The organism is Marinilabilia sp. (assembly GCF_016278715.1).
Taxonomy (GTDB): Bacteria; Bacteroidota; Bacteroidia; order Bacteroidales; family Marinilabiliaceae; genus Marinilabilia.
In genome coordinates this window covers 1-5,849 of record NZ_JADQBH010000034.1, presented here as the reverse complement: position 1 = coordinate 5,849, position 5,849 = coordinate 1, and the positions used below count along the sequence as shown (strand labels likewise).

The window sequence follows — 5,849 nt, the reverse complement described above, 5'->3', positions numbered from 1 at the left end:
GCAACGATTTCTCAAATTCTTCAAAGGGCAGATCCCGTTGACAGCCTACTCCGGCATGTAGCATTGGGGGACGGTAATAAATGGCCTTATTCTCAAAATCGTGAATAAATGGAGTAACTGCTATAATCAAATGATAATCATCGACATTTAATTCCGAAGCATTGAAAAAGAGATCTACGTGAGCAGGAAGCTCAGTTTCCATAAACAAAGTTCCTTTATCTCTGGCTTCCAGTAAAAGAGCAGTTTTGCGACCATTTACAAAAGCAGCAATTTGCGGGGTGAGGTTTCCTGAACACTCCATCTTCCAGTTAAACCGGGCCGGCAAGGTATCCAGGGCCCAAAGTCCGGAGGTATCACTAACCGTAGTGATGACGGGCTGAGCTCCCAATAGCTCTGAAAGGCGATGGGCCAACGCATTGGCACCCCCCAGATGGCCCGAGACCACCGGCTGAACAAATTGTCCATTGGCATCCATGTTAATTACAGCTGGATCTGTTTTTTTATCCTTCAGGAGAGGGGCTATTTCACGGACGCAAATGCCCAGAGCACCAATAAAAATCAGTGCTTTATTCTCTGCCCAAAGTTCATTAAAGTTTTTTGGGGATCTGACTACAGTCGCTTCAAAACCTGCATCACATATCTTTTTTGCCAATTGCTGGCCTTCAGCGGAATGAGTAATAATTGTTTGCATATATCTATTGTTTTAACGCAGAGGCGCAGCATCACAGAGACATTAATAATCACTTTGCGTCTTTTCGTTTAGTTTCTTTTGCAGCAATGAAGATCTGTATAGGATTATGATCGTCCACCTGTATTTGGTGCTGGTTTGTTATCTCAAACCCGTTTTGGAAGCACCAACCCAGAAACCTATTTCTACTCTTTTGAGATACGGAATTAAACCCAATCACCCCACCCGGTTTCAAATAACAATTCACATCATTCAGTACTTCCTCCATTTTATCCCCATAACCCCCAAAAAAAACGGCATCGGGAACAGCCAATTCCTCTTTGTTTGCCTTTAGAAAATCACCAATAACCAACTGAATATCGGGCACTTGGAACTTTTGGGCATTGCGGTGAATGATGCCTTCCGACTCGGGACGAATCTCAAATGCCGTTACCTGCAGGTGAGGATGCTTTAGTCTGGCCTCAATCGACACACTTCCTGTACAAGCACCCACATCCCATAAAACCTTTCGCCGATGGAGCTGCATCAATGCCAGAGTGGTAAGTCTGACAGGCATTTTTGTGATCATACGGGGACGGCCTTCCAACGGCTCAAATTCCGTGTCCGGAATCCCCCCCGCCGGAATGGCATCATTGGTTTTCTTCAGAAAAAAGCAATTGGGATGTTTAAAATCAAGATTCACCACTTCATCCAAGTCAAGAGCTAACACCCGCTCTTCTTCTCCCCCCATCTTTTCTCCATAAAACAAACGGTAATTGGTATATCCATAAGAAATCATCCGCCTGGCAATCTCGATGGGTGTCTTTTTTCGGTCAGTGAGAATAGCCAGACACCTTACCCCCTCTATCAGAGCCTTGTCGAAAGCTTGCCAGGGGCGCCCTGTCAGCGATACCACGGGATATTCACCATAGTTTATTCCTAAACGGTGAGCCAGCACCTGAAGGGAGTTAAAATGTGGCAAAACCCTTATTTCTGCATCAGGAAACTCACGTTTTAAGGTATTGCCAATGCCAAAAAACAAAGGATCCCCGGAAGCAAAAACCACCCAGTTCCCTGTCCTGCTTTGAATATCTTCAAACAACCCGGACAACGGCACCACAATAGGACTCCAGTAATGCTTTTCCGGCAGGAACGACTTCACCAAATCGCGATGACGATTCCCGCCTGCAAAATATTTGGCTGAAGCAATGATCATTTGCCTCTCTTCGGAAAATTCCGGAAGCTGATCATTAATGCCAATGATGGTTATCTTCATAGTTTTTGTTTTAACAAAGAGACGCTAAGTCACAAAGAATAAAAAGGGGAGACATGGGGCTTCTGATTCTTAAACCCCTCTTTCAAAAAAACTTTGCGTATTTGCGCTTTAATTTCAACTACAACCCCTCACCAGGATGCATCGCTTGTGCATCGTCCCAGCTCAAAATGGCGTTGACGATAGTGGCTGCCACATTACTACCACCTTTCCGGCCTTTCACAATTACAGCAGGTACATCCGGGCATCCAAACTTCATCTGCCATTTGCTTTCCCGAACATTTACAAATCCCACAGGGGCAGCTACAACACCGGCCGGGTAAGCCTTCCCATTTCTAATGAGCTTTACCAGCTCTATAAGTGCAGTGGGGGCATTGCCAAAGGCAAAAAGGGCATCGGGATGTTCCTCAACCGCCAGACGAATACCAGCCTGCGTACGGGTAATATTCTTATTGGAAGCCAACTCTTTGACACGGTCATCATCGAGATAACATTTTACTTCAATGCCAAATCTCTCAAGGATTGCACGACGAAAACCACGGGTGACCATTGAAACATCGGTGACAATAACCGGAGGCTTTTCTGAACAAAATGCTTTGTGCAACCGGGATACCATATCATTCCTGATTTCGATCAAATCATTCATCCCAAAATCGGCCGTGGTATGAATACAGTGCAGTGCCACCCAGGTGTGGTCCAATGGTTGATGCTCAACATCCAGTTCTTTCAAAATATTACGGAAACTCTCATTCATAATTTGCCTGCCCGGGCTGCTTACTTCCTTTTCATTTTGATTATAATAGCCACGAGGTGTCACCATGCAGTCATTAATCATGCGGGTTTGACTATTACCCACCATTACCAGGGAAAACATATCGGCCATAGAAGCATCCAGTTCTTCAAGTGTCACAAAACTCAAATTTTCATCCACTCTTCCCACATTGCGACCGATGCAAACACAAGTCAGAGGTGAACGGAATTGCAGAAAAATTTCCCGAAACCGCATCAATTGCCAAAAACGTCCTTTGCTCACCGGATTGTAAACAGCCGTCACAAAATCTGCCTCTGCGGCTGCTTTAATACGCTTTTCTATACGCTCCCAGGGAGTGAGTAAATCGGACATTGAAATCGAACAAAAATCATGTCCCAACGGAGCTCCCATGCGGGCTGCTGCAGCAAACATAGCACTGATACCAGGAATAACTTCAATCTCCACATCCGATGCACGCTCCTCTTTCATCTCAAAAAGAAGCGGGGCCATACCGTAAACCCCTGAATCACCACTGCTAATTACCGAGACCGTTTTCCCTTTTTCAACTTCCACAAAAGCCGATTTTGCACGATCCAGTTCTTTCTTCATACCCGTACAGATGGTCTCTTTGCCTTCAGTGAGGTGACCGATGTATTCGAAATAGTGGTTGTAACCAACAATTGTATCTGAAGCCTTCAAAGCCTCCACAGCCTGAGGTGTCATCTGTGTCTGGTCGCCGGGACCAATCCCTATGGTGTATATTTTGCTCATAAAATCGTATGGTTGAAGGGGAAAAAGGTAATATGGTAATATGGTAAAAGATGAAGTACTTTCTATACATTCATCGTTCAACCTTTCTACCCTTCCACCATTGTCCCGCTGTAAAACATTATCACTGAAAAATAAGGAATCTCCCTATCCTTTAAATCCTCTACATTTGAGGTAACAAACTCATCGGTTGTGCCAGCCTTTTCCACATAAAGAAAGGGACGTGAGCATTCTATAAGAAAATTATACCAACCGTTTAGAACTTTCATTTTCATTACCACCAGAGTATCGTCGGGACTTCCCTGTAGCCTTTCTGATATCTGCTCAAAGCTTTTTGGGCGGGCAATGAGGTTCAAGCCCGAATTCCTTTCGACCAAGGGGATATCTCCCAGACTGCCGGCGGCAATGAAAGCAGGAATACCGGATATAACGCAACATTCCACATCATCGGCTTTAGCCATTTTTAAAAGATAGCCAAAAGTACTGTAGAAGAGCACATCCCCCTCATTCACAACAGCCACTTCTTTACCCTCATTCAATGACTCCATTATAGTTTGATAAACTTTCCGGTAAATCTCATCCTGGTTTCTATCCGTCATGGGAATAATCAATCGGCGACATTCCGTTGTGATATCCAGCTGTTGTAATATTTCCAGCGAGAAGGATTGCACCGTCCCTGTTTTTGAATAAGTTGCCGGATAATAGATAACATCAGCCTGCCGTAAAGCTTTTAACGCTTTCAGGGTAACCATTTCCGGATCGCCGGGCCCGAGACCTATGCCTGTTAGTTTTCTCATATATTTTTTTTTAAAGCAAGAGATTCTCTTAACCTTCAAACAAGAGACGCTTGTTCAAGCGTCTTTACTTGCTCTTATCCTGACCTCCCAAGATTGCATCAATTTCATTTCCCTTTTTCACCATTTGTTCCTTTCTTCATTGATCCTCTAACACAAGCTTCAGAAAACGCTTCATTCGCTCAGGTTCTCCCAAATACAAGTGCATGTAAGAAGCCCACACCCCCTTGTGACGGAAGACCGGCATTTCAATCTGTTTGCCTCGGGCTGATTTCATCACATATTCAGGTGTGGTACAGGCATTCAACAATTCGGAATAATGAAATTCATGGCCCCTTAATGAAAAGGGTTCTCCACTCACCTCCCGATATCCCAAATGGAGTTTCATATCTTTAAAAGAGGTTGAAAAACGGAAAACCCCTGCCATGGGAAACAACGAGCCATCTTTAAGTATTATCTCCTTCCCCAGATACATCATTCCACCACATTCGGCCACAATGGCTTTTCCTGATTCTGCAAACTTTCGAATTGCAGATAGCATCAGACGATTCTTAGATAACTCGGGGGCAAATAATTCGGGATATCCTCCGGGCAACCAGATAAGATCCACATCCGGCAAGTTTTCGTCAGTTATTGGAGAGAAGTACTCCAAAGTCCCCAAAGCCTTGAGACAATCTAAATTGGCCTTATATGTAAAATTAAAAGCTTTGTCAGAAGCTATGGCAATGGTTAACCCGTTAAAAGCACCTGCTTTCACGGAATTATCTTTTGAACATTCAACCCTGCTTTCGCCCAACAAAGTCTCCAGATCCACATTTTCCCGAATAAATGTAGCAGCCTTCTTTACTATTTCGGCATCTCTACTCTCTCCTGGCATGTGTAATCCAAGATGGCGGTCATCAATAGCCAAAGCCTTATCTCGTGGAACATATCCCAGTGCCTTTACACCTGAATCTTCTGCAGCTTCTTTCAGAAATTGGTAATGAGAAGCGCCTGCCACCTTATTGAAAATAACCCCTATCAAATGAATGCTCCGGTCGAAATGCTTAAAGCCGTACAAAAGGGGCGCAACGGAATAAGCAACGCTTGAAGCATCCACCACCAACACAACCGGGATGTCTAATAACCGAGCAATGGCAGCCGAACTCCCTTCATCTTTACAGGCACCATCAAACAGGCCCATAACACCTTCCACAACACCTACATCGGCCTCTTTCATCTGATTATTAAAAACAGATTTCACATGACTTTCAGATGACATCCACAAATCCAGATTATAAGATGATCTGCCCGCAATCTCAGCATGATGCATTGGATCAATATAATCTGGGCCGCATTTAAATGGTTGCACGTAATAGCCCTGCTCCCTGAGTGCTTTTATGAGACCCAATGTTATCAGGGTCTTGCCCGAGTTACTTTTGGGAGCTGCAATGAGGAATGTTGGTTTTTTCATATTTAAATTAAGGCAATATGGTGAAAGGGTAGGTGAAAACTCAGCATAGAGCATGGTGCATAGAACAAAGGAAAAAGATGTCTTTTCATACTCTATCCCCTATGCTCTTTGCCCTCTGTCCCTTCAACTGCAAGGGCAATCCC

The 5,849-nt window shown here is 44.2% G+C and carries 5 protein-coding genes; all 5 read right to left on the bottom strand.

Features of this window, described 5'->3' with window-relative positions:
• A partial coding sequence (locus QZZ43_RS02610; protein ID WP_291855971.1) for a cobalamin biosynthesis central domain-containing protein occupies positions 1 to 691 on the bottom strand: 691 nt, incomplete at its 3' end.
• Between the two features lie 49 nt (positions 692 to 740).
• Positions 741 to 1,943, bottom strand: a complete 1,203-nt coding sequence (cbiE, locus tag QZZ43_RS02605; protein ID WP_291855969.1) for a precorrin-6y C5,15-methyltransferase (decarboxylating) subunit CbiE — start codon at positions 1,941 to 1,943, stop codon at positions 741 to 743.
• Positions 1,944 to 2,061: 118 nt separating this feature from the next.
• Positions 2,062 to 3,462 (bottom strand): precorrin-3B C(17)-methyltransferase, encoded by a 1,401-nt coding sequence (cobJ, locus tag QZZ43_RS02600; protein ID WP_291855967.1) that lies wholly within the window; start codon positions 3,460 to 3,462, stop codon positions 2,062 to 2,064.
• 86 nt (positions 3,463 to 3,548) lie between these two features.
• Positions 3,549 to 4,256 carry a precorrin-2 C(20)-methyltransferase gene (locus tag QZZ43_RS02595; protein ID WP_291855965.1) on the bottom strand — a complete coding sequence of 236 codons (708 nt, stop codon included), beginning with the start codon at positions 4,254 to 4,256 and terminating at the stop codon, positions 3,549 to 3,551.
• A gap of 136 nt (positions 4,257 to 4,392) precedes the next feature.
• Positions 4,393 to 5,706, bottom strand: coding sequence for a cobyrinate a,c-diamide synthase (locus QZZ43_RS02590; protein WP_291855964.1), 1,314 nt, complete (start codon positions 5,704 to 5,706; stop codon positions 4,393 to 4,395).
• Positions 5,707 to 5,849: the final 143 nt, after the last annotated feature.